Raw genomic sequence first — 306 nt, forward strand, 5'->3', positions numbered from 1 at the left:
GATATGATTCACACAATCAGTTTGATTTTGCTTTGGTGCGCGGCTGTCATCAACATCGCACAGCTCGTGACCCGTGTACAGGAGAAGAAAAATGCACGCAACAAAACTTCGTAAGGGTGAGGCGCTTGCCAAGATGTTGAAGATTTGCGTCGAGAAGTTCGACGGCCACTTTGACAAGGCAGGCATGCCCTACATCTTCCACCTGCTGAAGTTAATGCACTACGTGAAGAGCGACGATGAAGAGCTTCAGTGTATCGCGCTCGGACACGACCTCGTTGAGGACATCTTTGCCTCGGACCATGAAGC

Annotated in this window: 1 pseudogene; it reads left to right on the forward strand. The window is 50.3% G+C overall.

Annotated features, from left to right (window positions below):
• Nucleotides 1-91: 91 nt before the first annotated feature.
• Nucleotides 92-306: pseudogene (locus AC1RO3_RS09010) on the forward strand (hypothetical protein); the annotation flags it as partial.

Source organism: Dellaglioa sp. CoH-57-MRSF-19 (assembly GCF_056781975.1).